Consider the following 27,000-nt stretch of genomic DNA (forward strand, 5'->3'; position numbering starts at 1 on the left):
CGACATCGGGGTTTCCTCTCCCACGACAGTCGGTCGCGGCCAACAGGCCGTGACCGAGGGCGCGTTGGGCCCTCGCGACCTACTCAACCGATGGGGGAGGCCATCCACTCATCCCGCTCGAAGAAATTTTCACCGGGTGAGTCCGCGTGTGCGCGTGGAGTAAGATGATCACTAAAAGGGCAAGTGCGCACAACACGTTGACCAGCGCGCTTCCCGCCTCTCGGGGCTTCCGTGCGGGGCGCCGAGTCGTTCGTGTGACATGGATCACACGGATTGCTGGGGGTGGCGCGGAAGGGGAAGGGCTGCGGCGGGGCTGCCCCCGCCCGGTCGTTCAGCGGGCCGTGGCGACGAGGCGGCGCAGCGCGGCGTGTCCTGGCGGGCCCCAGGTGGGCTTGCCGCCGGGGCGGCCGTGGACGCCCGCGTCCCCGACGAGGATGCCCATCAGGGCGCGCGCCACGGCCCAGCCGCGGGCGCGGCGCAGGGTCGCGGCGTCGAGGGCCGGCCGGTAGGCCGCGTGGAAGCGTTCGGCGGCGCCGTCCGGCAGCAGGTTCCAGGCGGCGGCGAGGTCGCAGGCCGGATCGCCCGCGCAGAGTTCGCCGAAATCGATCACGCCGCAGAACGTTCCGTCCGCGGTGAGGACGTTGGCCGGGTGCAGGTCGGCGTGCAGCCACACCGCCGGGCCCGTCCAGGCGGGTGCGGCGGCGGCGTCCTCCCAGACGGCGCGGACGGCTTCCGGGTCGGGGATCAGGCCCCGCTCTGTGGCCTCGGCGAGCTGTCCGGCGACGTACCGCTCGGCGTGCCCGTCCAGCGGCCCCCCGCGGCCGGTCGGCGCTCCCTCGGGAGCGGGCCGGTGCAGAGCCGTCAGGAAGGCGGCCAGGGCGTCGGCCGCCTCCTCGGCGCGCGTGACGGGGGCGTGATCGGCGGGTGCGCCCGGCACCCAGGTGGTGACGATCCAGGGGCGAGGGAACCGCCGCGTGGGTTCGCCGAGGCGCTGCGGAACGGGAACGGGCAGCGGGAGGCGCGGCGCGAGGGACGGCAGCCAGGCGTGCTCCTTGCGCAGCAGCGCGTCCGCGGAATCCGTCGCATAGGGAAGCCGGACGGCGAGGTCGTCGCCGAGCCGCCACATCTGGTTGTCCCAGCCGCGCGCGCCGAGCCGCACGGGGCGGCCCGCCAGGTCGGGATGCTGTTCGCGCAGCAGATCGCGGACCAGTTCCTCGGTGATCTCCGACTCGGTGAGCGTCATGCGGGGCAACAGTAGCCGGACGGCGGCCCGTGCCGCGGCCCGGTGGTGAACGCCCGGTGGCCGTGGGCGAGAAGGGCGTTGCGGGGGCCGCCCGGCGGCCGTTAGGGTGCACCCGTGACTGCCGGGTCGGCCTTGGGCCACGAGCGAGTGGGGATCCCGGCCGCCGCGTGATCGCGCGGCGGGCCAGAGGTCCGCCCCCTCCACCCCGGCGCTTTCCCTCCGGGACCGGGCTTCCCGCCCGTACCGCTCCTGCGCCGTCCGGCTCCCGAGAGCGCGTCCGCGTCGGCCCCGGCCCTCGCGCCGTCCGCGGGGCCACCGCGCCCGAGCCGTGACGCATCGCGCCGCCGTGCCCCAGAAGTCCCGCAAGCCCCGTTGAGGCTTCGAAGGCCAGGAAGCGCGCGCTCCCGCGCGCCCTCCCACCCCCGCCCTCCCGCCGTGGCGCGGCCATGTCCCGCTGCCCGCGACCGACTTCAACGACCACGTCGAACGGAAAGAACACCCACGCATGCCCCAGGACCCCAACCGGCGGATCATCGAGGAGTTCCGCGCCAACAACGGCCGCGTCGGCGGCCCGTTCGAGGGCGGCCGGCTGATCCTGCTGACCACCACGGGCGCCCGCACCGGCGCCCCGCACACCACACCGCTCGGCTACCTGCCCGACGGCGACGGGCGGTTGCTCGTGATCGCCTCGGCGGGCGGCTCGCCCCGGCACCCGGACTGGTACCACAACCTGCTGGCCGAGCCGAAGGCCACCGTCGAGGACGGCGTCTTCACCTACGGCGCGCGGGCAACGGTGCTGACCGGCGCCGCGCGGGACGAGGCGTTCGCCCGGGCGGTGGAGTCGGACCCGGGCTGGGCCGCCTACCAGGCCAAGACCTCGCGGGTGCTGCCCGTCGTCGCGCTGCGCGAGGTGGACGGCGGCCCGCCCGAGGCGGCGAGCCCCGGCGCAGCGCTGACACTGGTGCACGACGCGTTCCGGCGCGAACTCGGCATCCTGCGCGGCGAGATCACCGCGTCGGGCCCGCGGCTCGGCGCGCAACTGCGCATCAACTGCCTCACCGCGTGCCAGGGGCTTCGCCACCACCACGCGGCCGAGGACGGCGGGCTCTTCCCGTTCCTGGCCGGCCGCCACCCGCACCACGCGCCCGTCTTCGAGCGCCTGGAGCGCGAGCACGAGCGCGTCGCCGGACTGCTTGAGCGGCTCCAGGACGCGGTGTCGCGCGCGGACGCCGAGCCCGCCGCCCTCCTGGCGGAAGTCGACACGCTGATCGGCGCGTTGGAGAGCCACCTCGCCTACGAGGAGGAGGTGCTGATACCGCTGCTCGACGCCCGCGCGCCGTGACGGCCGCCCGCGCCCGCCCGCACGGACGAGCCCCCGCACGCACCGGGTAGGTTGCTCGCGGGGAGGTGCGCATGGCCGAGGAGAAGCGGCAGACCGTCCGCGACCTGCGCCGGGCCAACCGGGCGGCGTTGCTGCGGCAGCTGTACTTCAACGGCCCGCTCAGCCGGCACGAGCTGGGGCGGGCCACCGGCCTCAGCTCGGGCACCGTCAGCAACGTCACGGCCGCGCTGCTGGCCGACGGGCTGCTGCGCGAGGCCGGTTCCGTCGACTCCGACGGCGGCCGGCCGCGCACGCTCCTGCGCGTCCGGCCGGAATCCGGGCTGCTGATCGGGGTGGACGTGGGGGAGACCGGGGTGCGCGTCGCGCTCTTCGACCTCTCTCTGGCCGAACTCGCCCGCGCCGAAAGCCCGTTGACCGACGGGGGCCGGGAGGTCCCGCCCGTCGTCCGCCACATCGCGGCGGGCATCGCTGACGTCCTCGGGGCGGCGGGCGCGGGCCGGGACCGGCTGCTCGGCGTCGGTCTCGGCGTGCCCGGCATCGTGGAACGCGCCGCGCCGCGGGGCGCGGTCGTGCACGCGCAGACCGTCGGCTGGGACGCGGTCCCGCTGGAGGAGCTGCTGCGCGAGGCCGTCGACCTGCCGCGCGCGGTGCCGTTCCTGGTGGCCAACGGGGCGCGGACGTTCGGCCAGGCGGAGCTGTGGTTCGGCGCGGGGCGCGGCGCCAGGAACGCCGTGATCGCGCTGATCGGCTCCGGCGTCGGGGCGTGCATCGTGACCGACGGCGTGCCCTACGGCGGAGCGGGCAGCGCGGCGGGCGAGTGGGGGCACACCACCCTGCGGGTGGGGGGCCGCCGCTGCCGGTGCGGCGCGCGCGGCTGCCTTGAGGCGTACGTGGGGGCCTCGGCCCTGCTCGAACGCTGGGCCGAGGCGGGGGGTCCCGAGGCGGTCGGCGACCAGGAGGCCGCGCTCGCCGCGCTGCTCGCCGCCGCCCGCGCCGCCGACGAACGCGCCGCCGGGCTCCTCGCGGAGACGGCCGAGTACCTGGGCGCGGGCATCGCCAACCTGGTGAACCTCTTCAACCCGGAGCGGATCGTGCTGGGCGGCTGGGCGGGTCTCTCGCTCGGCCCGCGCCTGCTGCCCGCGGTGCGCGAGGCGGCCGGGGCCTACGCGCTGCGGCACCCGGCGGGGCGCGCGTCGATCCGGCTCGGCCGGCTCGGCACCGAGGCGGTGACCGTGGGCGCCGCGACACTGCCGCTCGCGGCGTTCCTCGACGCCGGGGGCCGGGCGGGGGGATGACGCGCGGCAGGGGCACCCTCGCCCTTGTAAAAAATGAAACGTGTTCTTATTCTCGCCGTGTCACCGCACATGCCGCACGACGCCTGGGGAGCCGATGACAGCAGCGAGTGCGGCGGGGAGCGCGGCCACGGGCGAGGGGCCGCTGACCGGCGTGCGCGTGGTCGAACTCGGCGGCATCGGTCCCGGCCCCTTCGCCGCGATGCTGCTGGCCGACCTCGGCGCCGACGTGGTGCGGGTCGACCGGCCGGGCGGCGCGGCCCTGGGGCTCCCGCCGGCGGCCGATGTCGTCAACCGCAACAAGCGCTCCGTCGTCATCGACCTCAAGGCACCCGGCGCCGCCGCCCTCGTGCTCGCCCTGGCCGAGCGCGCGGACGTGCTGATCGAGGGCTTCAGACCCGGGGTCGCGGAACGGCTCGGGGTCGGTCCAGAGCCCTGCCTGGACCGCAACCCCCGCCTGGTCTACGGGCGGATGACCGGCTGGGGGCAGGAGGGGCCGCTGGCCCGCCGCGCGGGGCACGACCTCGGCTACCTCGCGCTGACCGGCGCGCTGGCCATGACGGGCCCGGCCCAGGGCCCGCCCGCGGCCCCCGCGAACCTGCTCGGCGACTACGCCGGCGGCTCCCTCTACCTGGTCACTGGGGTGCTCGCCGCGCTGCGCGCGGTCGGCACCACGGGCCGCGGCCAGGTCGTCGACGCGGCCGTCGTGGACGGCGTCGCCCACCTGAGCACGCTGGTGCACGGCATGCTGGCGGCCGGGGCCTGGCAGGACCGCCGCGAGGCGAACCTGCTCGACGGCGGCTGCCCCTACTACCGCGTCTACGCGACGGCCGACGGCGGGCACATGGCCGTCGCCGCCCTCGAACCGCGGTTCTGGGCCGAGTTCGTCCGCCTCGCCGGCCTCGCGGACGACCCGGCGGCCGACCAGGACCGCCGCACGGACCCGGCCGTCTGGCCCGCGCTGCGCGCCCGCATCGCCGAACGCTTCGCCACGCGCACCCGGGCCGAGTGGACGCGGGTGTTCGAGGGCACCGACGCGTGCGTCGAACCGGTCCTCACGCTGGGCGAGGCGCCCCGCCACCCGCACCTCGCGGCCCGCGGCACGTTCACCGAGCACGGCGGCGTGCGCCAGCCCGCGCCCGCGCCGCGCTTCTCCGCGACGCCGGCCGGCATCCGCCGCGGCCCCTCGCTGCCCGGCGCGGACACCGAGGGCGTGGCCCGCGACTGGGACCTGCCAGAGCTGACCCGACACGAGAGCGGTGACCGGTGAAACGGCGTCTGTTCACCCCGGAGCACGAGGCGTTCCGCGCCATGGTCCGCACCTTCCTGGCCAAGGAGGTGGCACCGCACTACGAGCAGTGGGAGCGCGACGGCATCGTCTCCCGCGACGCCTGGCTCGCCGCCGGGCGCCAGGGGCTGCTCGGCCTCGCGGTCGACGAGGAGTACGGCGGCGGCGGAACGGCCGACTACCGGTTCGCCGCCGTCCTCGGCGAGGAGTTCACGCGGGCCGGCGTGCGCGGCTTCGCCGTCGCCCTGCACAACGACGTCATCGGCCCCTACCTGACCTCGCTCGGCACGGAGGAGCAGAAACGGCGCTGGCTGCCCGGCTTCTGCTCGGGCGAGCTGATCGGCGCGGTGGCCATGACCGAGCCGGGCGCGGGCTCCGACCTCCAGGGCGTCCGCACCTCGGCCGTCGACCGGGGCGACCACTGGCTGCTCAACGGCGCCAAGACGTTCATCTCCAACGGCATTCTGGCCGACCTGGTGATCGTCGTCGCCCGCACGACACCGGAGGGCGGGTCCAAAGGGCTCAGCCTCCTGGTCGTCGAGCGCGGCATGCCCGGTTTCGCCCGCGGGCGCAACCTCGACAAGATCGGCCAAAAGGCGCAGGACACCGCCGAGCTGTCCTTCACGGACGTACGCGTCCCGAAGGAGAACCTGCTGGGCCGCGTCCACGGCGGCTTCGGCCACCTGATGGACCACCTGCCGCAGGAACGCCTGACCATCGCCGTCGGCGCCATCGCCGGCGCGGAGCACCTGCTGGAGATCACCACCCGCCACGTGCGGGAGCGCGAGGCGTTCGGCCGCCCGCTGGCGGCGCTCCAGCACGTGCGGTTCGAAATCGCGGAGATGGCCACCGAGTGCGCCGTCACCAGGACGTTCGTCGACCGGTGCGTCGAGGAGCACGCCGCGGGGGAACTGGACGCGGTGCAGGCGTCGATGGCCAAGTGGTGGGCCACGGAGCTCCAGAAGCGCGTCGCCGACCGGTGCCTGCAACTGCACGGCGGATACGGGTACATGACGGAGTACCCGGTCGCGCGGGCGTTCACCGACGGGCGGGTGCAGACCATCTACGGCGGCACGACCGAGATCATGAAGGAGATCATCGGCCGGTCGCTCCTCACCGACAGGACCGGCCGCCGGCCCGGCTGACGCCGGCCGGCCACGTGAACCAGGAGAACACGCCCGTGAGCCAGGAAGCCTACCTGTACGACGCGATCAGGACCCCGCGCGGCCGGGGCAAGGCCGACGGGGCGCTGCACGGCACCAAGCCGATCGACCTCGTCGTGGGACTCCTCCACGCGCTGCGCGAACGGCTCCCCGGGCTCGACCCCGCCGCGATCGACGACATCGTGCTCGGGGTCGTGAGCCCGCACGGCGACCAGGGCTCCGACATCGCCAAGATCGCCGCCATCGCCGCCGGACTGCCGGAGACGGTCGCGGGCGTGCAGGAGAACCGCTTCTGCGGCTCCGGGCTCGAAGCCGTCAACATCGCCGCCGCCAGGGTGCGTTCCGGGTGGGACGACCTGATCCTGGCCGGCGGCGTCGAGTCGATGTCCCGTGTGCCGATCGGTTCCGACGGCGGAGCCTGGGCGATGGACCCGATGACCAACCACACGGTCGGCTTCGTGCCGCAGGGCGTGGGGGCCGACCTGATCGCCACGCTCGACGGGCTCGGCCGCCGCGACGTCGACGCGTTCGCGGCCCGCTCGCAGGAGCGCGCCGCGCACGCCTGGAAGGAGGGGCACTTCTCCCGGTCGGTGATCCCCGTGACCGACCGCAACGGCCTGCTCGTGCTCGACCGCGACGAGCACATGCGGCCCGGCACCACGGTCGACTCCCTGGCCCGGCTGAAGCCGGCGTTCGCCGCGCTGGGGGAGCAGGGCGGGTTCGACGCCGTGGCCCTCCAGAAGTACCACTGGGTCGAGCGGATCGAGCACGTGCACCACGCGGGCAACTCCTCCGGCATCGTGGACGGGGCGGCGCTCGTCGCCGTCGGCAGCGCCGCGGTCGGCGAGCGGTACGGACTCACCCCGCGCGCCCGCGTGCTCTCCGCCGCCGTCGTCGGCTCCGAGCCGACCATCATGCTCACCGGGCCCGCGCCCGCCACCCGCAAGGCCCTGGCCAAAGCGGGCCTGACCATCGACGACATCGACCTCGTCGAGGTCAACGAGGCGTTCGCCGCCGTCGTCCTGCGCTTCGTCCGCGAGATGGGCCTCGACCTCGACAAGGTCAACGTCAACGGCGGCGCCATCGCCATGGGGCACCCCCTGGGCGCCACCGGCGCCATGATCCTGGGCACCCTCGTCGACGAGCTGGAACGCCGCGAGCTGCGCTACGGCCTCGCCACCCTGTGCATCGGCGGCGGCATGGGGATCGCCACCGTGATCGAACGCGTCTGACCCCGCCGCCCCGTCGTTTCCCGTCCCTGGAGAACAGCCACACCATGTCGCAGTCGAACGAGCCGCGCGAGACGCAGGCGTCGCACGCCACCCACGGGACCATCCGCTGGGAGCGGGACGCCGACGGCGTCGTCACCCTGACCCTGGACGACCCGGAACGGTCCGCCAACACCATGAACGCCGCGTTCGTCGCCTCGCTCACGGAGGTCGCCGACCGGCTCGCCGCCGAGGCCGAAACGGTGCGCGGCGTCATCGTCACCTCGGCCAAGGACACCTTCTTCGCGGGCGGCGACCTGGCGGAGCTGATCGGCGCGGGACCCGAGGACGCCGCGCGGGTCTTCGAGACGGGACTGCGCGTCAAGAAGGCCCTGCGGCGCATCGAGACCCTCGGCCGGCCCGTCGTCGCCGCCATCGGCGGCACGGCGCTCGGCGGCGGCTTCGAGATCGCGCTCGCGTGCCACCACAGGATCGTCCTCGACACCCCGGGCTGCCGGGTCGGGCTGCCCGAGGTGACGCTCGGCCTGCTGCCCGGGGGCGGCGGCGTGGTGCGCACCGTCCGGCTGCTCGGGGTCGTCGGCGCGCTGCGCGACGTGCTCCTCGAAGGCCGCCGGCTGCGCCCGGCCGCGGCGCGCGAACTCGGCCTCGTCCACGAGGTCGTCACCACCCGGGACGAACTGCTGGAACGGGCCCGCGCCTTCGTCCTCGCCCACCCGGAGTCGGCGCAGCCCTGGGACGCCCCCGGGTACCGCCTGCCGGGCGGCACCCCGGCCGATCCGCGACTCGCCCAGGTCCTGCCCTCGCTGCCCGCCACCCTCGCCCAGCGCACCGGCGGGGCGCCCTACCCCGCGCCGCGCAACATCCTGGCCGCCGCGGTCGAGGGCGCCCAGGTCGACTTCGAGACCGCCCAGACCATCGAGGCCAGGTACTTCACCGAACTGGTCACCGGGCAGACCGCGAAGAACATGATCCAGGCGTTCTTCTTCGACCTGCGGGCCGTCAACTCGGGGGCGGGCCGCGCCGACACCGCGCCGACCCGGCCGGCCGCGCGCGTCGCCGTCGTCGGCGCGGGGCTCATGGGCGCCGGCATCGCGCACGCGTGCGCCGCCGCCGGGCTCGACGTGGTGCTCAAGGACGTCACGCACGAGGCCGCGGCGCGCGGCAAGGAGCACTCCGCCGGCCTGCTGGCCAAGGCGCTGGCCGCGGGCCGCACCACCGAGGCGGAACGGGACGCGCACCTCGCCCGCATCACCCCCACCGCGGCGGCCGGCGACCTCGCCGGGTGCGACGTGGTGATCGAGGCGGTCTTCGAGGACCAGGCGCTCAAGGAGAAGGTGTTCCAGGAGATCGGCGGCGCGGTGGCACCGGACGCGCTGCTGTGCACCAACACCTCGACCCTCCCGGTGTCCCGGCTGGCCCGGGCCGCCGACCGCCCCGAGGACTTCATCGGGCTGCACTTCTTCTGGCCGGCCGACCGGATGCCGCTGGTCGAGATCATCAAGGGCGAGCGGACCTCTCCCGAGGCGCTGGCCCGCGCGGTGGCACTCGCCCGCCGGCTCGGCAAGTCGCCCATCGTCGTGGGCGACGCGCGCGGCTTCTTCACCTCGCACGTGATCGGACGCTTCCTCGAAGAGGCGCTGGCCATGGTCGGCGAGGGCGTCGACCCGGTCTCCCTGGAGCGGGCCGCGGCGGCGGCCGGCTACCCCACGCCGCCGCTCGCGCTGCTCGACCGCATGACCCTCGGGCTGCCGCGCCGCGTGTGGCAGGAGGCCAGGGCGGCGGCCGAGGCGGCCGGCGAGACCTGGCGGCCGGGCCCGGGCGCGGCCGTCATCGACCGCATGATCGACGAGTTCGGGCGCCCTGGGCGCGGCGCGGGCGCGGGCTTCTACGAGTACGAGGACGACCGGCGGCTGCGCCTGTGGCCGGGACTGCGCACCCACTTCGCCCGTGCGGACGCCGCGGTGCCGTTCGGCGACATGGGCGAGCGGCTGCTGTTCTCGGAGTCGCTGGCCGCGGTCCGCCTGCTCCAGGACGGGGTGCTCACCTCGGTGGCCGACGCCAACGTCGGCTCCCTGCTCGGCATCGGCTTCCCCGGCTGGACCGGCGGCGTGCTCCAGTACATCAACGGGTACCCCGGGGGCCCGGCGGGGTTCGCCGCCCGCGCCGACGCGCTCGTGGAGCGCTACGGCCGGCGCTTCGAACCGCCCGCGCTGCTGCGTGAACACGCCGCGGCCGGGCGGCCGTTCCGCGACTCCTGACCACCGGCGCGCCGGGGCCCGGGCCGGGGCGGCGGACCGCCCCTCACAGGCCCGGGTCGCCGGCCCGCACCCGCACCCACACCTGCTTGCCCTCCTCGGTGCGGGCGAAGCCGAGCCCGTCGGCCATCTCCCGCAGCAGCCACAGGCCGCGCCCCTCCTCCGCGGTCCAGTCCGGCAGCGTGATCCTGGGCAGGACGGGGGACCGGTCGTGCACCGTGACCTGGACGACCTCGCCGGCCATGGACAGTTCGAGCGTGCAGCGCGGATCCGCCACGTGGTGCGCGACGTTGGAGAGCAGCTCGGTCACGCCGTGCAGCACCAGCTCCGTCACGTGCGGGGGCTGCCCCCACTCGCGCATGGCGAGCGACGCCAGGCGCCGGAAGCGTGCGAGATCCTCCCGGCGCGCCGTCAGCGGCCAGCTGCGGGAGACTTGGTCGGCGTCGATGTCCTCGCTGGTGAGCGTCATGGTTCCCTCCGGCTTCCCACGGGATGTCATGGCGGGAGTGCACTGTGTCACTTGTCGCACCCGGCCACTAACTCCCGGCCGTCCACAAGGAATTCAGCTGCACATGTGGAGTTCATATCACCTGTGCGGCGGGTGTGGCGGCACTCCGTCCGGCCGGTTCGCCCCGCCGGCGCCCCGCTCGCGCGCGGGCCCGCGCGCCGGGCGCGCCGCGGGCCGCCCGCGCACCGCGCGGCGTTCGTCCGCCGACCGGCCCGCGTTCGTCCCAAGTCGGCCGGAGGGCGGCCAGAGGGTGGTCGGGAGTTCGTCCGGAACGGGGGCACGGGCGCGGAGCCGGTCCGCGACCGGCCGGGCTCCCGCGTGGTCCCGGGGCGGCGCGGCGCGCCGCGGCCTGACGCTCCCGTCCCGCATCTCCGTTCGAGGAAGTGGCTCGTGGGAGGAACGAGACGGGCGGAGCGGAACGTTTCGCGTGCGCCGCCGCCCGCGCTCACGCGACCCCGGCGCGTCGTGCCGGAGTCCGGAGCGCGCCGCACGGCGCGCGGCGGAGCGGACGCGGGGACGGGGTGCGGGGGGCCCGCGCCTGCCGGGGCGCGCCGCGCGCGGCGTGCCTGCACCTCCCGTTGTCGGTGGGCCCTGCCAGAATGCTGAAGCGGCGCAGAGCGTGCCGGGAAAGCGGAGCGTGGAACGTGACAGAGTCGGTCGCAGGCCGGTCCATCGAAAGCAGGATCGCCGAGGAGCTGGGCGTCCGGGAAGGCCAGGTGCGGGCGGCCGTGGGGTTGCTCGACGGCGGCGCGACCGTACCGTTCATCGCCCGCTACCGGAAGGAGGTCACCGGCACGCTCGACGACGGGCAGCTGCGCGAGCTCGAAGAGCGGCTGCGGTACCTCAGGGAGCTGGAGGAGCGGCGCGAGGCGATCCTGGAGTCCGTGCGCGGCCAGGGCAAGCTGGACCAGGCGCTGGAGACGGCCATCCGCGAGGCGGGGACCAAGGCCAGGCTTGAGGACATCTACCTGCCGTACAAGCCCAAGCGGCGCACCAAGGCGCAGATCGCGCGCGAGGCCGGGCTCGAACCCCTCGCGGACGGCCTCATCGGCGACCCTGAGGTGAGCCCGCGGGCCGCCGCGGCGGCGTTCGTCGACCCCGGGCGCGGCGTCCAGGACGCCGACGCGGCCCTCCAGGGCGCCCGGGCGATCCTGACCGAGCGGTTCGGCGAGGACGCCGACCTCATCGGTGAGCTGCGCGAGCGGATGTGGTCGCACGGCCGCCTGGTGGCGAAGGTGCGGGAGGGCAAGGAGGAGGAGGGCGCGAAGTTCGCGGACTACTTCGACTTCGCCGAGCCCTTCACCGAGCTGCCCTCGCACCGGGTGCTCGCGATGCTCCGCGGCGAGAAGGAGGAGGTCCTCGACCTCGCGCTCGAACCCGAGCCGTCGGCCGCACCGGCGGAAGGCCCCGCCGAGCCGTCCTCGTTCGAACGCGTCATCGCCCGCCGCTTCGGCATCGCCGACCGAGGGCGCCCCGCCGACGCGTGGCTGCTCGAAACCGTCCGCTGGGCCTGGCGCACCCGCATCCTCGTGCACCTGGGGATCGACCTGCGCACCCGGCTGCGCACCGCGGCCGAGGACGACGCGGTGGCCGTCTTCGCCGCCAACCTGCGCGACCTGCTGCTTGCCGCCCCGGCCGGCACCCGGCCGACCATGGGCCTCGACCCGGGGCTGCGCACCGGTGTCAAGGTCGCCGTCGTCGACGCCACCGGCAAGGTTGCGGCCACCGACACCGTCTACCCGCACGCGCCGAAGCGCCGTTGGGACGAGTCCCTGGCCCGGCTCGCCGCCCTCGTGGCGGAGCACGGCGTCGAGCTGGTCGCCATCGGCAACGGCACGGCCTCCCGCGAGACCGACAAGCTCGCCGGGGAGCTGATCGCCCGCCTGCCCGAGCGGAAGCTGACGAAGATGGTGGTCTCCGAGGCGGGGGCCTCGGTCTACTCCGCCTCGGCGTTCGCCGCCCAGGAGCTGCCCGAGCTCGACGTCTCGCTGCGCGGCGCGGTGTCGATCGCGCGCAGGCTCCAGGACCCGCTGGCCGAGCTGGTCAAGATCGACCCCAAGTCGATCGGCGTGGGCCAGTACCAGCACGACCTGTCCGAGGTGAAGCTCTCCCGCTCCCTGGACGCGGTGGTCGAGGACTGCGTGAACGGGGTCGGCGTCGACGTCAACACCGCGTCCGTTCCGCTGCTGGCCCGCGTCTCCGGGATCGGCGGCACGCTCGCGGAGAACATCGTGGCCCACCGCGACGCGAACGGCCCGTTCCCCGACCGGGGCGCGCTCAAGGGCGTCTCCCGGCTGGGCCCCAAGGCGTTCGAGCAGTGCGCGGGCTTCCTGCGCGTCCGCGGCGCCGACCCGCTCGACGCCTCCGCGGTGCACCCCGAGGCGTATCCGGTGGTGCGCCGCATCGCGGGCGCCACCGGCACGGACGTGCCCTCGCTCGTCGGCAACGCCGCGGCCCTGCGCGCCCTGTCGCCCGGCGACTTCGTCGACGACACCTTCGGCCTGCCCACGGTCACCGACATCATCAAGGAGCTGGAGAAGCCGGGCCGCGACCCGCGGCCCGCCTTCAAGACGGCGCGGTTCCGCGAGGGGGTCGAGACCCTGGGCGACCTGTCCGCCGGCATGGTGCTCGAAGGCGTGGTGTCCAACGTGGCGGCCTTCGGCGCGTTCGTCGACATCGGCGTCCACCAGGACGGTCTTGTGCACGTCTCGGCCATGTCGCGCAAGTTCGTGTCCGACCCGCGCGAGGTCGTCAAGCCGGGTGACATCGTCAAGGTGAAGGTCCTCGACGTGGACGTGCCGCGCAAGCGCATCTCCCTGACGCTGCGCCTCGACGAGGAGCCCGAGGCCGGTGGCGGCCGGGGCCGGGCACGGGAGGAGCGCGGAGCCAGGGGCGGCGCGCCCAGGCAGCGCGACCGCAGGGGAGGCCGGCCGGCCGACGGCGGCGGTCGGCGCCGCGAGGCCCAGCCGCCCGCGAACAGCGCGATGGCCGACGCCCTGCGGCGGGCCGGTCTGCTGGACTCCGAGCGGCGCAAACGGTAGGCGAGCGCGGAGACCCCGCGTTCCCCGCACGAGGGCCCGGACGGCGCGTGGCGCCGTCCGGGCCTTCGCGTGTGCGATTTCCGTCATCTTTCCTTGCCAGACCGACGGGTAACAACTTACGGTGCCGTAACCTACGGTCTCGTAGGTAGTTCGTCATTCCGAGCTGTCCCGATCTCCAGGAGTTATTTGTGACCCTCGACCCCAGCGCCGCCAACGGGCCCGACGAGTGGACCGACACCCGGCTGCTCTTCGCCCTGGAGGAGGTGGTGGAGCGCGAGCTGAACCGCCATCTGGCCGTGGCCAAGGACTGGATGCCGCACGAGTACGTCCCGTGGAGCGAGGGCCGCGACTTCGACGGCCCGCTGGGCGGGGAGGCGTGGGCGCCGGAGCAGTCCAAGGTGAGCGACGTCGGCAGGACCGCCCTCGTCGTCAACCTCCTCACCGAGGACAACCTGCCGAGTTACCACCACGAAATAGCGACCATCTTCGGACGCGACGGCGCGTGGGGGACCTGGGTGCACCGGTGGACCGCGGAAGAGGGCAGGCACGGCATCGTGATGCGGGACTACCTGCTCACCACGCGGGCGGTGGACCCGGTGCAGCTGGAGAACTTCCGCATGGCCCACATGTCGGAGGGCTTCGAGTCGGACAACCGGCACTCGATGCTCCACTCGGTGGCGTACGTCGCCTTCCAGGAGCTGGCCACCCGCATCTCGCACCGCAACACCGGGCATGAGTCCGGCGACCCGGTGTGCGACCGGATGCTCGCCCGGATCGCCACGGACGAAAACCTTCACATGGTTTTCTACCGCAATCTGCTGCGCGCGGCCTTCGAGCTGGCCCCCGACCAGACGATGCGCGCCGTGCGCGATGTCGTCGTCGGCTTCCGCATGCCGGGCCACGGCATCCCGGGCTTCGAGCGGGCCGCGGCCCGCATGGCCGTCGGCGGCATCTACAACCTGCGCATCCACCACGACGACGTCGTGCAGCCGGTGCTTCGCAACCTGAAGGCGCTCGACCTCGGCGGCTTGGGCGCCGAGGGGCAGAAGGCGCAGGAGGAGCTGGGCACGTTCCTGTCCGGGCTCGACGCCGAGGCGGCGCTCTTCGACGAGCGGCTCGCCGCCCGCCGCGCACGAATCGCGGCGCGGAAGGCGGGCTGACACCGCGCCCGCCGCGCCCCGCCCGCTCCCGGCACCGCGACCGGGAGCGGGCGGGAAAAGCCGGTTGCGGGGCCGAGGCCCGATGCCTACGCTCGGACTCGGCCCTGTTGCCGTCGATCGGAGAGGCCCTTGTTCATCTGAGGTCGGAAGACGCCGCGAGCCCGACGGACGTGCCCACACGCACGCGCCGCGCCCTCGCGACCCACCTCGGATGTGACGGCCGTTCTCCCGCCTCCTCCTCCGGTTCGCCCGCGCCCGGTCCGGGCTCGGTGTCTTCCCTGTGCCGCCCGACACCCACCCGAGCGCACCGGAGGCCCCCATGGCCGCAGCCATCACGTACATCACCTGTCAGCAGCTCACGTTCTCCTGGCCCGACGGCACTCCCGTCCTCGACGGCCTCGATCTCGCCGTCGGCCCCGGCCGCACCGGGCTGATCGGTCTCAACGGGAGCGGCAAGTCGACGCTGCTGAAACTCATCGCCGGCGAACTCACCCCGTCCGCCGGTGCCGTGCGGGTCGCGGGAGAGGTCGGACACCTTCCGCAGAACCTCACGCTCGACACCGGCCGCAGGGTCGACGACGTGCTGGGCATCGCCCGTACCCGCGCGGCGCTGCACGCCATCGAGGCGGGCGACACGGACGAACGGCACTTCGCGGCCGTCGGCGAGGACTGGGACGTGGAGGAACGCACGCGCGCCACGCTCGAACAGCTCGGGCTCGCCCACATCGGGCTCGACCGCACGGTCGGCGAGGTGTCCGGTGGCGAGGGCGTACTGCTGCGGCTGGCCGCCCTGCTGCTGCGCCGCCCCGAGGTCCTGCTGCTCGACGAGCCCACCAACAACCTCGACGTGGACGCCAGGCAGCGCCTGTACGCGGCGGTCTCCGCCTGGCGCGGCGTGCTCGTGGTCGTCAGCCACGACCGTGAACTGCTCGAACGCGTCGATCACATCGCCGATCTGCGGGAGGGCACGGTGCGGTGGTTCGGCGGCACGCTCTCCGCGTACGAGGAGGCGCTCTCCGTCGAACAGGAGGCGGCCGAACGCATGGTGCGCGTGGCCGAGGCGGACGTGCGGCGGCAGAAGCGCGAACTGATCGAGGCGCACGACAAACTGGCGGGCCGCGCCCGCATGGCGAAGAAGGCGTTCGAGAACAAGAAGGAGCCGCGCGCGGTGATGCGGGCCCGCAAGCGGACGGCCCAGGAGTCCGCGGGCAAGCACCGCATCCTGCACGAGGAGCGGCTGGAGAAGGCGCGCGAGCGGCTGACCGAGGCCGAGGGCGCGGTGCGGGACGACGACGAGATCCGGGTGGACCTGCCGTTCACGGCGGTGCCGCCGCGGCGGCGGGTCCTGACCCTCACCGACGCGGAACTGCGCTGCGGGGCACGGGCGACGCTCCAGCTCCGGGGGCCCGAGCGGGTCGCCCTCGTGGGGCCGAACGGCGCGGGCAAGACCACGCTGCTGCGCACGGTCGTGGGGGAACTGCCGGCCCGTTCCGGCGAGGTGGTGGCGCACGTACCGCTGCGCCACCTGCCGCAGCGGCTCGACATCCTCGACGAGTCGCTGAGCGTCCTGGACAACGTGCGCGCGCTGGCTTCCGGCGCGGACCCGCAGCAGACCCGCGCGCGGCTGGCGCGGTTCCTCTTCCGCAAGGACCGGCCGGATCAACTGGTGGGCGGGCTCTCGGGCGGGGAGCGGTTCCGGGCCTCGCTCGCCGCCCTGATGCTCGCGGATCCGGCGCCGCAACTGCTGCTGCTCGACGAGCCGACGAACAACCTGGACCTGGCGAGCGTGCGCCAGCTCACGTCGGCGCTCGCGTCCTACCGGGGCGCGCTGCTCGTCGCCAGCCACGACCTGCCGTTCCTGCGGGGGCTCGGCATCGACAGGTGGCTGCGGCTCGACGGGGAGCTGACCGAGTCGGAGCCGCTGTGACCGGGGCCGTCGCGCGGCGGAAGGCCGCCGGGGCGCCCGTGCCGCCCGCCCGGTCGGGGCCGGTGGCGGGCGCCCCGCGCGGCGGTCTTCGGCCTCAGCTCATCTGGGTCGCCTGGAGCCGGGCATAGGCCCCGCCCCGCCTGAGCAGTTCCGCGTGGCTGCCGACCTCGCTGATGCGGCCGTGCTCCATGACGACGATGCGGTCCGCGCCGCGCACCGTGGACAGCCGGTGAGCCACGACGAACACGGTGCGGCCCCGCATCAGCCGGTCCATCGCCTGCTGCACCAGCGCCTCGGAACGGGTGTCGAGGGCGGAGGTCGCCTCGTCGAGCACCAGGATGCGCGGATCGCGGATCAGGGCCCTGGCGATGGCGATGCGCTGGCGCTGCCCGCCGGACAGCCGGGCGCCGCGTTCCCCGACGACGGTGTCGAGCCCGTCGGGCAGCCGTTCGACGAACTCCAGCGCGTTGGCGTCGCGCAGGGCCTCACGCACCGCGCGCTCGTCGATCTCCCGCATGCCGTAGCCGACGTTCTCCCTGATGCTGCCCTCGAAGAGCACGGATTCCTGCGGGACGACCGAGAGGAACCTCCGGTAGCTGCGCAGGTCGAGTTCGGCCATGTCGGTGCCGTCGAGCAGGATCCGGCCCGACACCGGTCGGATGAAGCCGATCAGCAGGTTGAGCACGGTGGACTTGCCGGCGCCCGAGGCGCCGACGAGGGCCACGGTCTCGCCCGGCGGCACCGTGAGGTCGAAGTCGGTGATGGCCGCGGCCCCTTCGCCGTCGTACCGGAAGGTCACGTCGTCGAAGACCAGCCGGCCCTTGACGGCCGTGACCTCCGTCTTGCCCGCGTTGACTTCAAGGTCGGGGGCCTGGAGCACCTCGCCGGCCGAACGCACCGACTCAAGGCCCTTGGCGATGATCGGGGTCAGGCCCATCAGCATCGTCATCGAGCCGGTGAGCGTGGTGAAGAAGGTGCTGAGCATCACCACGTCGCCCGCCGTGACCGGCAGCCACTGGTAGTAGGAGACGAGGGCCGAGGCGGTCAGGAAGGTGATGCCGATCATGTTCAGCAGGATCCACGCCAGCGCGCCGAAGTGCCCGTTGAGCAGGTCGAGCCGTATGCCGGCGGACAGCACCTGCCGCAGGGACCCGTTCACCCGCAGCAGCGCGGCCCGTTCGAGGCCGTGCGCCCGGGTGACGGGAATCAGGCTCGTCATCTCGCCGACCCGGGTGGACAGGTGCTCGACCTGGCGGCGGAACTGCTCGTTCTGGCCGCGCAGCCGGGACCGCAGCCGCTGCACGAGCAGCGCCGCCGCCGGCACGACCACGATGAACGCGGGGAGCGCCGCGGGCACGCGCAGGCCGATGACCGCGAGACCGCCGAGGAGCGTGATGACCGCCGCGAGCCCCGTGTCGGCGCTCTGCTGCACCGACGTCTCGATGTTCTCCACGTCCCGGATCACCTTCGTCTGGAGCGCGCTGGCACTGACCCGGGAGTGGTAGCCGATGGACAGCTCCTGCATGCGGCGGCACAGCGCGGAACGCAGCGCCGTGCCCGTGCGGCGCACGCTGCCGTGCATGCACCGCACGTAGAGGAGGTGCGTCGGGTAGTTGAGGGCGAGCACCGCGACCAGCAGCAGCGCGTTGGCGGTCAGTTCCGAGACGGGCCTGTGGTCCACGACGATGTCGATGATGTTGGCGGTGACCAGGGGAAGCAGCCAGGCCGGGCTGTGCTTGACGACGAATGCCAGAACGGCGACCACGAGCCGGAGGCGGTCTTCCCGGAACAGATAGGCGAGGGTCCGCACCGGATGCTCCCCCTGGTAGCGGTGCTCCAGGGGACCTTGCGGCAGTGCCATGACAGCTGCGCTCCAACCTCCAGGGGATTCGGTCGGGATGACCTTGCCCCTGTAGCGCCTCGGACACTCACCGATATGTCGACAGCAAAAGGGATCTGCCCTTTTCCTTCTGGTTCGGGGTACTTCATATACATGGTGATAGTAGTCATGCGTGGCCGTGGCCGCCGCGCAAAGGCGGTGGTCGTCGCGTTCCCGGGAGCCGGCGACCGCGCACGCGCGGCGGTGCGCCCGGGGGAGTCGCGTGAACCGGCGCCCGCGCCGGGACGGCAACCCGCCGCGCGTTCGCAACGGTGCGCCCGCCTGACCGGGTGACGCGCCGGCGCCTGTGTCAGGCGGTCTCCACGCGCAGCCGCGGTTCGCAGAACATCTGCACGTAGCCGCACTGGCCGCAGATGAGCCCGGTCGCGGACTTCGCGGACCAGTCGAGCCCGAGGAAGGACAGACCGGTGCCGTCGAGCCTGATCTCGCGGCGGGTGAACAGGTGGTAGCGGCAGAACGGGCAGTGAACCTGCTGATTGCCCACGAACACCCGCATCGCACGTTGGCCCATCGCGTTCCCTCGCTCCCTCCGGCCGGCTATTTGATGATCATCCCACTCCGCGGGAAGTCGTCAGGCATGGGTAAGAGGACGGTCGTAAATCGAGGGCAAATGAATCAACTTGATCGGGGTACGTCTCAAATGTGGCGAGTTGTGGTCACTGGGTCATGGGGCCATGGCACATGCCAACACTCGGAACCAGTGAGACACCAACACGAGTGAAGGGACCGGTGCCGACAGCATGGAGAGTCGATCAAGCGCCCCGACGCGCCCCGCGGTTCCGCCGGCACCGGGACGCGCGCGCGGCGTCCGCCGGTACACCGTCGCCCCGGCGGATTCCGCCGTGCCACGACTGCGCCACGCCGTCGGCGACTTCCTGCGCGAGCACGCCCCGCTCTCCGCGGAACGGCGGGACGCCGCGCTGCTGATCCTCTCCGAGCTCCTCACCAACGCGATCAGGCACGCCGGACCGCTCACCCCGCGGATCGCCGTCGAGGCCGGCCTCGACGGCGCGCGGCTCAGGCTCTCGGTGGAGGACCGGCACCCCCACCGCCCGCGCGCCCTCGACCCGCACCCGGAGGCGCAGGACATCGGCGGGCGCGGCCTGCTGCTGGTGAAGGTCATGGCCGCGGAGGCGGGCGGCGACTGCGGTGTGGACCCGACCGCGTCGGGCGGCAAGGTCATCTGGGCGACCCTGCCCTACGACCGGGCGTGAGGCGGGGCAGGGCGCGAGCCGGGCGCGCCCTCACCAGCCCGCCGACGCCCCCGTCAGGTGGCGCAGGGCCGGGCGCGCCGCGTCGAGCACCGTGGGGAACCAGGCGGAGAACGCTCCGGAGTCCCGCATCCCCGCCAGCTCCTCCGGCGTGACGAAGGCCGTGTCCGCGACCTCCTCGGGGGACGGCCGCGGCGTCCGGTCCACCAGGCCGGCGAACAGGTGGTTGTACTCCCGCTCGACCAGACCCGACTGCGGATCCGGATGGTGGTAGGTGACCGTGCCGGCCTCGCGCAGCAGCGCGGGCGCCACGCCCAACTCCTCGACGGTGCGCCGCGTGGCGGCCAGGAACGGCGGCTCGCCCGGGTACGGGTGGCCGCAGCACGTGTTCGACCAGACGCCGGGGGAGTGGTACTTCCCCAGCGCGCGGCGCTGGAGCAGCAGCCGCCCCGCGGCGTCGAACAGGAAGACGGAGAAGGCACGGTGCAGTCTTCCCGGCGCCTGGTGTGCGGACAGCTTCTCCGCGGTCCCCACCGTCCTGCCGTCCTCGTCGACGAGTTCGAGCATGACCTGATCCGCCATGGCGTCGGTGCTCTGCGGCATGCGTACCTCTCCCGGGGCCTCGCGGCCGTCGTTACCCGGCCTCGCGGCCCTACCCTCTGCCCGCCACCGCGGGCAGAGGACCAGTGTGCCGCACCGGGTCAGTGGCACAGACCGGGCTCATGGGCGGCGTGCCCCGAGGGTTCGAGCTGGAACGTGCAGTGCGCGACGTCGAAGTGCTCGCCCAGGCAGCCCTGCAACGCGTGCAGCATCTCCTCGTGGCCGACCGCGTCCAGCGTCTCGCGCGCCACCACGACGTGGGCGGACAGCGCGGGCATACCGGAGGTGATGGTCCACACGTGCAGGTCATGCAGCCCCTCGACGCCCGGCAGTCCCAGCACGTGGTCCCTGACCTCGGCGATCCGCACGTCCTTCGGCGCGGTTTCGAGGAGCACGTCGATCGCCTCGCGCGCCAGCCTGACCGCGCGCGGCACGATCAGGAGGGCGATCAGCAGGGAGGCGACCGGGTCCGCGGCCTGCCAGCCGGTGAACATGATCACGAGGGCGGCGGCGATCACCGCGACCGACCCCAGGGCGTCCGCCGCCACTTCGAGGAAGGCGCCGCGCACATTCAGGCTCTCCCGCTGGCCGCGCATCAGCAGCGCGAGCGACACGCAGTTGAGCAGCAGGCCGGCGACGCCGAACACGACCGTCAGCCCGCCGGGCACCTCGGCCGGCTCCCGCAGCCGGCCGATGGCCTCGATCAGGATGTACCCGCCCACGCCCAGCAGCAGCACGCAGTTCGCCAGGGCCGCCAGGATCTCGACGCGGGCGAAGCCGAACGTCCGCCGGTCGCTGCGCACCGGCCGGTTGGCCACGTGGATGGCGACCAGGGCCATGCCGATGCCGACGGCGTCCGTGGCGACGTGGCCGGCGTCGGCGAGCAGGGCGAGCGAGCCGGTCAGCGCGGCGCCCACCAGCTCGGCCACCAGCAGAACGCAGGCGATGGCGAGGGCCGCGGTGAGCCGCCCGCGGTGCGCCGCGCCCGCGGTGCCGCCCCGCGGCGGCCCGCCGTGGTGGTGTCCGGCTCCCATCGAAGCGCCCCCTTGTTTCGTCGGCACTCCACAGTGAACTACGGGAGGGGGGTATCTGGCAACGCGGCACTGAACACCGTTGTCATGTGCTCTGACCTGCTGATTCCTGTCCCGGCCCGCCGGGTGCGCGCCGGGTGCTCCGACGTGCGGCAATGGTGGAGAGCTACAGGCCGCCGTGCGTGCGGCGCCAGCCCTCCCAGGCCGAGGAGACCATGTCGGGCAGTCCGCGGCGGGCCGTGAACCCCAGGCGCTCGCGAGCCAGTTCGACCGAGGCCACCACCCGTGCCGGGTCCCCCGGCCGCCGCCCGGCGACGCGCGGGGGTCCGGCGAACCCGGTGACGTCCGCGACCAGGGCGGCCAGCTCCCGCACCGAGGCGCCGCGGCCCGTGCCGACGTTCACCGTGAGGTCGGCGCCCGGCGCGGCGTCGGCCAGGTGGCGGGCGGCGAGCAGGTGCGCGTCGGCGAGGTCGGCCACGTGCACGTAGTCGCGCACGCAGGTGCCGTCCGGCGTGGGGTAGTCGGCGCCGAAGATCTCCGGGGGCCGCCCGGCCGCGATCCGTTCGAAGAACATGGGGACGACGTTGGCCGCCCCGGCGTCCGCCAGCTCGGGGCGGGTCGCCCCGGCCACGTTGAAGTAGCGCAGGCACGCCGTCGCGATGCCGTGCGCCCGCCCGGCGGCCCGCACCAGCCACTCGCCGGCCAGCTTCGTCTCCCCGTAGGGGCTCAGCGGGCGGCAGGGCGTGTCCTCGGTGACCGTGCCGGTCTCCGGCGTGCCGTACACGGCGGCCGACGAGGAGAAGACGAACTCCCGCACCCCGGCCGCCACCACCGCGTCGAGCAGGACGGTCAGGCCGTGGACGTTGGACCGGTAGTACGCGAGCGGCTCGGCCACCGACTCGGCCACCTGCTTCTTCGCGGCCAGGTGCACCACCCCGCGCACCCCGTGCTCGGCCAGCGTCGTGTCGAGCAGCCCCCGGTCGAGGATTGAGCCGCGCACCAGCGGCACGTCAGCCGGCAGCCGGCCGGCGCGGCCCGAGGAGAGGTCGTCGAGGACCACCACGCGTTCGCCCGCGGCGCGCATGGTCTCCACGACGTGTGCCCCGATGTACCCGGCACCCCCGGTGATCAGCCAGCTCATGAGGGCACCCTAACCCCGGGGGAACCCGTCGGACGCCGGGGGCGCGGGCCCGCCCCGGCCCCGCGCTCTCCTGTCGCCCGCCGTGTCGGTGGCGTCACATAGGGTCGCGGTGACCGCCGCGCGGGGCGCCGGACATGAACTCGGGGTTTCTTGGGGTCAACGCCATTCTTTCCGTGTGGTGGTCATCAGATAATCTCTGCCGACGTGCAGCCGTGCCGACGGTTCTGCCCCAAGGAGTGAGTCACCTGTCGACCGCCATCCTCACCGGTCCGCCCCCGCCCGGGTCGCCCCTCGAAAGCGACCTGCGCGAGCTGGGCTTCTCCGTCCTGGTCCTGGACACGGCGGCCGGCCTGGCGGCGGAACTCGCGGCCGTCCCGCCCGGCCGCCGCGTCGCGGTCGTCGACCCGCGCTTCGTCGGCCACCTGCACAGCCTCCGCCTCGGCCTCACCGATCCCCGGTTCCCGGTCGCGGCCCTGCCGGGCGCCGTGACCGCGCTCCCCGAGGGGCGGGCCGCCCTGGCCGCCGCGGTGGCCGAGGCCGCACCGGCGCCCGGGCCGCCGACCGGAACGCACGGCCGCGCCGTGGCCGCGCCGCCGGCCGGCACCTGCCTCCCCGAAGAGCTGGCCGCACGCCTCACCGCCGCGGGCTCGCCGCCGCACCGGCCCGAACTCGGCACCCTCGTCGCCGCCGTGCCCGAGACGGCGGAGCAGCGGGCCGGGGCCGAGGCGGACGTGGCCGCCGTCGACGAGGAGGCCGTGCGGCTGCGCTCCGCGGTCAAGGCGAGGGACGGCTTCTTCACCACCCACTTCGTGAGCCCCTACTCCCGCCACCTCGCACGCTGGTGCGCCCGCCGCGGCCTCACACCGAACCAGGTCACGACGGCCTCGCTCGTCACCGCCCTGATCGCCGCCGGCTGCGCCGCCACCGGGACCAGGGGCGGCTTCGTCGCCGCGGGCCTGCTCCTGCTGCTCTCGTTCGTCCTCGACTGCGCCGACGGCCAGCTGGCCCGCTACGCCCTGCGGTACTCCACGCTCGGCGCGTGGCTCGACGCCACGTTCGACCGGGCCAAGGAGTACGCCTACTACGCCGGCCTGGCGCTCGGCGCCGCCCGCGGGGGCGACGACGTGTGGGCCCTCGCGCTCGGCGCCATGGTCCTCCAGACCTGCCGGCACATCGTGGACTTCGCGTTCAACGAGGCGCACCCGCCCGCTCCCGGCGGCGCGGCCGGCGCCACCGCCCTGTCCGGGCGCCTCGACCGGATCGGCTGGACGGTCTGGCTGCGCCGCATGATCGTGCTGCCCATCGGTGAACGCTGGGCGCTGATCGCCCTGCTCACCGCGTTCACCACGCCCCGCGCGACCTTCGTCGTCCTGCTCGTGGCAGCCGGCTTCGCCGCCTGCTACACCACCGCGGGCCGCCTGCTGCGCTCGCGCCGCCTGCCCGGCGGCGGGCCCGGCACGGCCGCCGCGCTCGGCGGCCTCGCGGACAACGGCCCGCTCGCCGAGGCCGCGGCCCGCGTCCGCCCGCGCCCCGCGGGCAGCGCGTTCACCGCGCCGCTGTGGGCCGCGGCCGGCACCGCGCTGCTCGTCGGCCTGCTGCTGGTGCCGGGAGTGGCCGGCGGCTGGGCGGCCGTCGCGGCGGCCCTCGCCTACGCCGTGTGCGCCGGGCGCGCGACGGCGGCGCCGCTGGTCAGGCCGTTCGACTGGGTGCTGCCGCCGCTGTTCCGCGGCGGCGAGTACCTCGCGATCCTCGTGCTCGCCGCGGAATCGGGGGTAAACGGAGCGTTGCCGGCGGCTTTCTGCCTGGTGGCCGCCTGCGCCTACCATCACTACGACACGGTGTACCGCCTCAGGGGCGGCGCCGGGGCACCCCCCCGCCGGCTGGTCCTGGTCACCGGCGGGCACGAGGGGCGGGTCCTGGTGGTCTCCGCCGCCGCCGCCCTGTGGGCCGGCGGACAGGGCTTCACCGTCGCGCTCGCGGTCCTTGGCGGGGCCACGGCGTTCCTGGTGCTTGGCGAGAGCATCCGCTTCTGGATCTCGGCCCAGGCACCGGCCGTACACGACGAAACAGGAGAACCCGCATGATCGGCCTCGTGCTGGCCGCCGGCGCCGGACGGCGTCTTCGCCCCTACACCGACACCCTGCCCAAGGCACTGGTGCCGGTCATCGACGCGGAAGGCGAGAACGGCAGAACGGTCCTCGACCTCACCCTGGCGAACTTCGCCGAGGTCGGTCTCACCGAGGCGGCCATCGTCGTCGGCTACCGGAAGGAGGCCGTGTACGAGCGCAAGGACGCCCTGGAGCGCAGCTACGGGGTGCGGCTGACCCTCATCGACAACGACCGGGCCGAGGAGTGGAACAACGCCTACTCCCTGTGGTGCGCCCGCGAGGTCATCGAGGAGGGCGTGATCCTTGCCAACGGCGACACCGTCCACCCCCCGTCGGTGGAACGCACCCTGCTGGCCGCGCAGGCGGCGGGCGGCCCGGGGGCGGGGACGGGGCGCGTCATCCTGGCGCTCGACACCGTGAAGAAGCTGGCCGACGAGGAGATGAAGGTCGTCGCCGACCCGGAGAAGGGCGTACGGCGCATCACCAAGCTGATGGACCCCGCCGAGGCGACCGGCGAGTACATCGGCGTCACGCTCATCGAGCCGGGGGCCGCGGCCCCGCTGGCCGACGCGCTGCGCACCACGTTCGAACGCGACCCGCAGCTGTACTACGAGGACGGCTACCAGGAGCTGGTCCACCGCGGCTTCCGCATCGACACCGCCGCCATCGGGGACGTCAGCTGGGTCGAGATCGACAACCACGACGACCTCGCGCGAGGGCGGGAGATCGCGTGCCGGTACTGACCCGCCTCATCCCGTCCCCCGTCTCGGTCGACATCATGGCGGGGGCCCTGGACAACCTGGCGGGCCTGCTTGCCGACCAGCGGATCTCCTCATCGGGGCGGCTCGCCGTCGCGATCAGCAACGGCTCGGGCGCGGCCCTGCGCGACCGGCTGGCCCCGGCCCTGCCGGGCGCCGACTGGTACGAGGTCGCCGGGGGCACCATCGACGCCGCGGTGCAGCTGGCCGACGCGATGCGCCCAGGCCACTACGACGCCGTGGTGGGGCTGGGCGGCGGCAAGATCATCGACGCGGCGAAATACGCCGCCGCCCGGGTCGGGCTGCCCATGGTGGCCGTGGCCACCAACCTGTCGCACGACGGCATCTGCTCCCCGGTGTCCACGCTCGACAACGACGCGGGACGCGGCTCCTACGGCGTGCCCACGCCGATCGCCCTGGTCATCGACCTCGACGTGATCCGCCGCGCGCCCGTGCGCTACGTGCGCTCCGGCATCGGGGACGCCGTGTCCAACATCTCGGCGATCGCCGACTGGGAGCTGTCCCACCGCGAGACCGGGGAGCAGATCGACGGCCTGGCCGCCGCCATGGCCAGGCAGGCGGGCGAGGCCGTGCTGCGGCACCCGGGCGACTGCGGCGACGACGCGTTCCTGACCGTGCTGTCCGAGGCGCTCGTGCTCTCCGGTATCGCGATGTCCATCGCCGGCCACACCCGGCCGTCCTCCGGTGCCTGCCACGAGATCTCGCACGCCCTCGACGTACTCCACCCGCGGCGTTCCGCGCCGCACGGGGAGCAGGTCGGGCTCGGGGCCGCGTTCGCGATGCACCTGCGCGGGGCCGTCGACCAGTGCGGCCTGATCGCCGACACGCTGCGCCGCCACGGGCTGCCCGTGCTGCCGGGCCACATCGGGTTCAGCACCGACGAATTCGTGGCCGCGGTGGCGTTCGCCCCGCAGACCAGGCCCGGCCGCTACACCATTCTCGAACACCTCGACCTGTCCACCGACCAGATCAGGGACGCGTACGCGGACTATGTCAAAACCATCGGTAGCTGAACTCCGGCCGGTCGTGCACCCCCCGGGGGTGAAGGACCGGCGCAGCGGTGAGCACTGGGCCGGGCGCCTGTACATGCGGGAGATCTCGCTGCGCTGGACCCGGCACCTGGTGAACACCCGGATCAGCCCGAACCAGCTCACCTACCTGATGGTCGTCGCCGGCGTCGCGGCCGGCGCCGCGCTGCTGGTCCCCGGCCTCGCCGGGGCGGTGGCCGCGGCGCTGCTCATCCAGCTCTACCTCCTGCTCGACTGCGTCGACGGCGAGGTCGCGCGCTGGCGCGGCCAGACCTCCATCACCGGTGTCTACCTGGACCGGGTCGGCCACTACCTGGCCGAGGCGGCGCTCCTGGTGGGCTTCGGGGTGCGTGCCGCCGACGTGTTCGCCGCCGAGGAGGCCGCCCCGAACTGGCTCTGGGCGTTCCTCGGCACGCTCGCCGCGCTCGGCGCCATCCTGATCAAGGCCGAGACCGACCTGGTCGATGTCGCGCGGACCCGCGGCGGGCTCCCGGCGGCCCGGGACGACGCGGCCATACCCCGCTCCTCGGGGCTCGCGCTGGCGCGCAGAGCCGCCGCGGCCCTGAAGTTCCACCGGCTGGTCGGCGGCGTCGAGGCGTCGCTGCTGATCCTCCTGGTGGCGGTACTCGACCTGGCCAGGGGTGACCTGTTCTTCACCCGCCTCGGCGTGGCCCTGCTGGCCGCCGTCGCGCTCGTGCAGACTCTCCTGCACCTGGTGTCCGTCCTGGCGTCGAGCAGGCTGAGGTGAGTGTGG

The 27,000-nt window shown here is 74.1% G+C and carries 21 protein-coding genes; 14 read left to right on the forward strand and 7 right to left on the reverse strand.

What is annotated here, in order from left to right; translation table 11 throughout:
- Positions 1 to 331: 331 nt before the first annotated feature.
- Positions 332 to 1,243, reverse strand: coding sequence for an aminoglycoside phosphotransferase family protein (locus LC193_RS27005; RefSeq protein WP_226077984.1), 912 nt, complete (start codon positions 1,241 to 1,243; stop codon positions 332 to 334).
- Positions 1,244 to 1,748: 505 nt separating this feature from the next.
- Between LC193_RS27005 and LC193_RS27010 the strand changes: the two genes are divergently transcribed.
- The 6 genes from LC193_RS27010 to LC193_RS27035 all read left to right on the forward strand — a co-directional run bounded on the left by LC193_RS27010 (position 1,749) and on the right by LC193_RS27035 (position 9,815).
- On the forward strand, positions 1,749 to 2,585 hold the full coding sequence (locus LC193_RS27010; protein WP_226077985.1) for a nitroreductase/quinone reductase family protein: 837 nt from the start codon (positions 1,749 to 1,751) through the stop codon (positions 2,583 to 2,585).
- Between the two features lie 71 nt (positions 2,586 to 2,656).
- The gene (locus LC193_RS27015; protein ID WP_226077986.1) at positions 2,657 to 3,880 is read left to right on the forward strand and encodes an ROK family transcriptional regulator; all 1,224 of its coding nucleotides are present in this window, start codon (positions 2,657 to 2,659) and stop codon (positions 3,878 to 3,880) included.
- A gap of 94 nt (positions 3,881 to 3,974) precedes the next feature.
- The gene (locus LC193_RS27020) at positions 3,975 to 5,147 is read left to right on the forward strand and encodes a CaiB/BaiF CoA transferase family protein (protein WP_226077987.1); all 1,173 of its coding nucleotides are present in this window, start codon (positions 3,975 to 3,977) and stop codon (positions 5,145 to 5,147) included.
- The gene (locus tag LC193_RS27025) at positions 5,144 to 6,310 is read left to right on the forward strand and encodes an acyl-CoA dehydrogenase family protein (RefSeq protein ID WP_226077988.1); all 1,167 of its coding nucleotides are present in this window, start codon (positions 5,144 to 5,146) and stop codon (positions 6,308 to 6,310) included. The genes LC193_RS27020 and LC193_RS27025 overlap by 4 nt, the downstream gene beginning before the upstream one ends.
- Positions 6,311 to 6,345: 35 nt before the next feature.
- On the forward strand, positions 6,346 to 7,560 hold the full coding sequence (locus LC193_RS27030; RefSeq protein ID WP_226077989.1) for an acetyl-CoA C-acetyltransferase: 1,215 nt from the start codon (positions 6,346 to 6,348) through the stop codon (positions 7,558 to 7,560).
- Positions 7,561 to 7,604: 44 nt separating this feature from the next.
- The gene (locus tag LC193_RS27035) at positions 7,605 to 9,815 is read left to right on the forward strand and encodes a 3-hydroxyacyl-CoA dehydrogenase NAD-binding domain-containing protein (RefSeq protein ID WP_226077990.1); all 2,211 of its coding nucleotides are present in this window, start codon (positions 7,605 to 7,607) and stop codon (positions 9,813 to 9,815) included.
- 43 nt (positions 9,816 to 9,858) lie between these two features.
- Here the strand turns inward: LC193_RS27035 and LC193_RS27040 are convergent, their stop codons facing one another.
- Positions 9,859 to 10,311: an ATP-binding protein gene (locus LC193_RS27040; RefSeq protein WP_226077991.1), complete on the reverse strand. Its 453-nt coding sequence runs from the start codon at positions 10,309 to 10,311 to the stop codon at positions 9,859 to 9,861.
- Between the two features lie 653 nt (positions 10,312 to 10,964).
- Here LC193_RS27040 and LC193_RS27045 point away from each other — a divergent pair.
- The 3 genes from LC193_RS27045 (at position 10,965) to LC193_RS27055 (ending at position 16,448) form a co-directional block, all read left to right on the forward strand.
- Positions 10,965 to 13,361 carry a Tex family protein gene (locus tag LC193_RS27045; protein WP_226077992.1) on the forward strand — a complete coding sequence of 799 codons (2,397 nt, stop codon included), beginning with the start codon at positions 10,965 to 10,967 and terminating at the stop codon, positions 13,359 to 13,361.
- 188 nt (positions 13,362 to 13,549) lie between these two features.
- On the forward strand, positions 13,550 to 14,521 hold the full coding sequence (locus LC193_RS27050; RefSeq protein WP_226077993.1) for an acyl-ACP desaturase: 972 nt from the start codon (positions 13,550 to 13,552) through the stop codon (positions 14,519 to 14,521).
- Positions 14,522 to 14,840: 319 nt separating this feature from the next.
- A complete protein-coding gene (locus LC193_RS27055; RefSeq protein ID WP_226077994.1) occupies positions 14,841 to 16,448 on the forward strand; it encodes an ABC-F family ATP-binding cassette domain-containing protein in 1,608 nt (535 codons plus the stop codon).
- Positions 16,449 to 16,542: 94 nt separating this feature from the next.
- On the opposite strand, the gene LC193_RS27060 is transcribed toward LC193_RS27055, so the two are convergent.
- Entirely contained in the window at positions 16,543 to 18,309 is a 1,767-nt protein-coding gene (locus LC193_RS27060) for an ABC transporter ATP-binding protein (RefSeq protein WP_226077995.1), read from the reverse strand.
- 328 nt (positions 18,310 to 18,637) lie between these two features.
- Entirely contained in the window at positions 18,638 to 18,859 is a 222-nt protein-coding gene (locus tag LC193_RS27065) for a zinc ribbon domain-containing protein (RefSeq protein ID WP_226077996.1), read from the reverse strand.
- Between the two features lie 331 nt (positions 18,860 to 19,190).
- On the opposite strand from LC193_RS27065, the gene LC193_RS27070 reads away from it, so the two are divergent.
- The gene (locus LC193_RS27070; protein WP_226077997.1) at positions 19,191 to 19,562 is read left to right on the forward strand and encodes an ATP-binding protein; all 372 of its coding nucleotides are present in this window, start codon (positions 19,191 to 19,193) and stop codon (positions 19,560 to 19,562) included.
- 30 nt (positions 19,563 to 19,592) lie between these two features.
- On the opposite strand, the gene idi is transcribed toward LC193_RS27070, so the two are convergent.
- The 3 genes from idi to galE form a co-directional block, all read right to left on the reverse strand.
- Complete coding sequence (gene idi / locus LC193_RS27075) at positions 19,593 to 20,162, reverse strand: isopentenyl-diphosphate Delta-isomerase (RefSeq protein ID WP_226077998.1); 570 nt, start codon at positions 20,160 to 20,162, stop codon at positions 19,593 to 19,595.
- A gap of 98 nt (positions 20,163 to 20,260) precedes the next feature.
- Complete coding sequence (locus LC193_RS27080) at positions 20,261 to 21,193, reverse strand: cation diffusion facilitator family transporter (RefSeq protein ID WP_226077999.1); 933 nt, start codon at positions 21,191 to 21,193, stop codon at positions 20,261 to 20,263.
- Positions 21,194 to 21,356: 163 nt separating this feature from the next.
- Positions 21,357 to 22,331 (reverse strand): UDP-glucose 4-epimerase GalE, encoded by a 975-nt coding sequence (gene galE / locus LC193_RS27085; RefSeq protein ID WP_226078000.1) that lies wholly within the window; start codon positions 22,329 to 22,331, stop codon positions 21,357 to 21,359.
- Positions 22,332 to 22,576: 245 nt separating this feature from the next.
- On the opposite strand from galE, the gene LC193_RS27090 reads away from it, so the two are divergent.
- From LC193_RS27090 to LC193_RS27105, 4 genes are read left to right on the forward strand one after another with little or no spacing between them, the layout of a single operon-like run.
- Positions 22,577 to 24,415 carry a DUF5941 domain-containing protein gene (locus LC193_RS27090; protein ID WP_226078898.1) on the forward strand — a complete coding sequence of 613 codons (1,839 nt, stop codon included), beginning with the start codon at positions 22,577 to 22,579 and terminating at the stop codon, positions 24,413 to 24,415.
- The gene (locus tag LC193_RS27095) at positions 24,412 to 25,182 is read left to right on the forward strand and encodes a phosphocholine cytidylyltransferase family protein (RefSeq protein WP_226078001.1); all 771 of its coding nucleotides are present in this window, start codon (positions 24,412 to 24,414) and stop codon (positions 25,180 to 25,182) included. The genes LC193_RS27090 and LC193_RS27095 overlap by 4 nt, the downstream gene beginning before the upstream one ends.
- Positions 25,170 to 26,231, forward strand: a complete 1,062-nt coding sequence (locus tag LC193_RS27100) for an iron-containing alcohol dehydrogenase family protein (RefSeq protein WP_226078002.1) — start codon at positions 25,170 to 25,172, stop codon at positions 26,229 to 26,231. Before LC193_RS27095 ends, LC193_RS27100 begins: the two co-directional genes overlap by 13 nt.
- Positions 26,209 to 26,994: a CDP-alcohol phosphatidyltransferase family protein gene (locus tag LC193_RS27105; RefSeq protein ID WP_226078003.1), complete on the forward strand. Its 786-nt coding sequence runs from the start codon at positions 26,209 to 26,211 to the stop codon at positions 26,992 to 26,994. The genes LC193_RS27100 and LC193_RS27105 overlap by 23 nt, the downstream gene beginning before the upstream one ends.
- Positions 26,995 to 27,000: the final 6 nt, after the last annotated feature.

It is taken from the genome of Streptomyces marincola (assembly GCF_020410765.1).
Lineage (GTDB): Bacteria > Actinomycetota > Actinomycetes > Streptomycetales > Streptomycetaceae > Streptomyces > Streptomyces marincola.

Excerpts from the sequence above, each read along its gene's own strand:
- LC193_RS27015 (WP_226077986.1), top strand. The coding sequence starts at position 2,657 with ATGGCCGAGGAGAAGCGGCAGACCGTCCGCGACCTGCGCCGGGCCAAC.
- LC193_RS27065 (WP_226077996.1), bottom strand. The coding sequence starts at position 18,859 with ATGGGCCAACGTGCGATGCGGGTGTTCGTGGGCAATCAGCAGGTTCAC.
- LC193_RS27035 (WP_226077990.1), top strand. The coding sequence starts at position 7,605 with ATGTCGCAGTCGAACGAGCCGCGCGAGACGCAGGCGTCGCACGCCACC.
- LC193_RS27010 (WP_226077985.1), top strand. The coding sequence starts at position 1,749 with ATGCCCCAGGACCCCAACCGGCGGATCATCGAGGAGTTCCGCGCCAAC.
- LC193_RS27005 (WP_226077984.1), bottom strand. The coding sequence starts at position 1,243 with ATGACGCTCACCGAGTCGGAGATCACCGAGGAACTGGTCCGCGATCTG.
- LC193_RS27055 (WP_226077994.1), top strand. The coding sequence starts at position 14,841 with ATGGCCGCAGCCATCACGTACATCACCTGTCAGCAGCTCACGTTCTCC.
- LC193_RS27095 (WP_226078001.1), top strand. The coding sequence starts at position 24,412 with ATGATCGGCCTCGTGCTGGCCGCCGGCGCCGGACGGCGTCTTCGCCCC.
- LC193_RS27105 (WP_226078003.1), top strand. The coding sequence starts at position 26,209 with ATGTCAAAACCATCGGTAGCTGAACTCCGGCCGGTCGTGCACCCCCCG.
- galE (WP_226078000.1), bottom strand. The coding sequence starts at position 22,331 with ATGAGCTGGCTGATCACCGGGGGTGCCGGGTACATCGGGGCACACGTC.
- LC193_RS27040 (WP_226077991.1), bottom strand. The coding sequence starts at position 10,311 with ATGACATCCCGTGGGAAGCCGGAGGGAACCATGACGCTCACCAGCGAG.
- LC193_RS27020 (WP_226077987.1), top strand. The coding sequence starts at position 3,975 with ATGACAGCAGCGAGTGCGGCGGGGAGCGCGGCCACGGGCGAGGGGCCG.
- LC193_RS27080 (WP_226077999.1), bottom strand. The coding sequence starts at position 21,193 with ATGGGAGCCGGACACCACCACGGCGGGCCGCCGCGGGGCGGCACCGCG.
- idi (WP_226077998.1), bottom strand. The coding sequence starts at position 20,162 with ATGCCGCAGAGCACCGACGCCATGGCGGATCAGGTCATGCTCGAACTC.
- LC193_RS27060 (WP_226077995.1), bottom strand. The coding sequence starts at position 18,309 with ATGGCACTGCCGCAAGGTCCCCTGGAGCACCGCTACCAGGGGGAGCAT.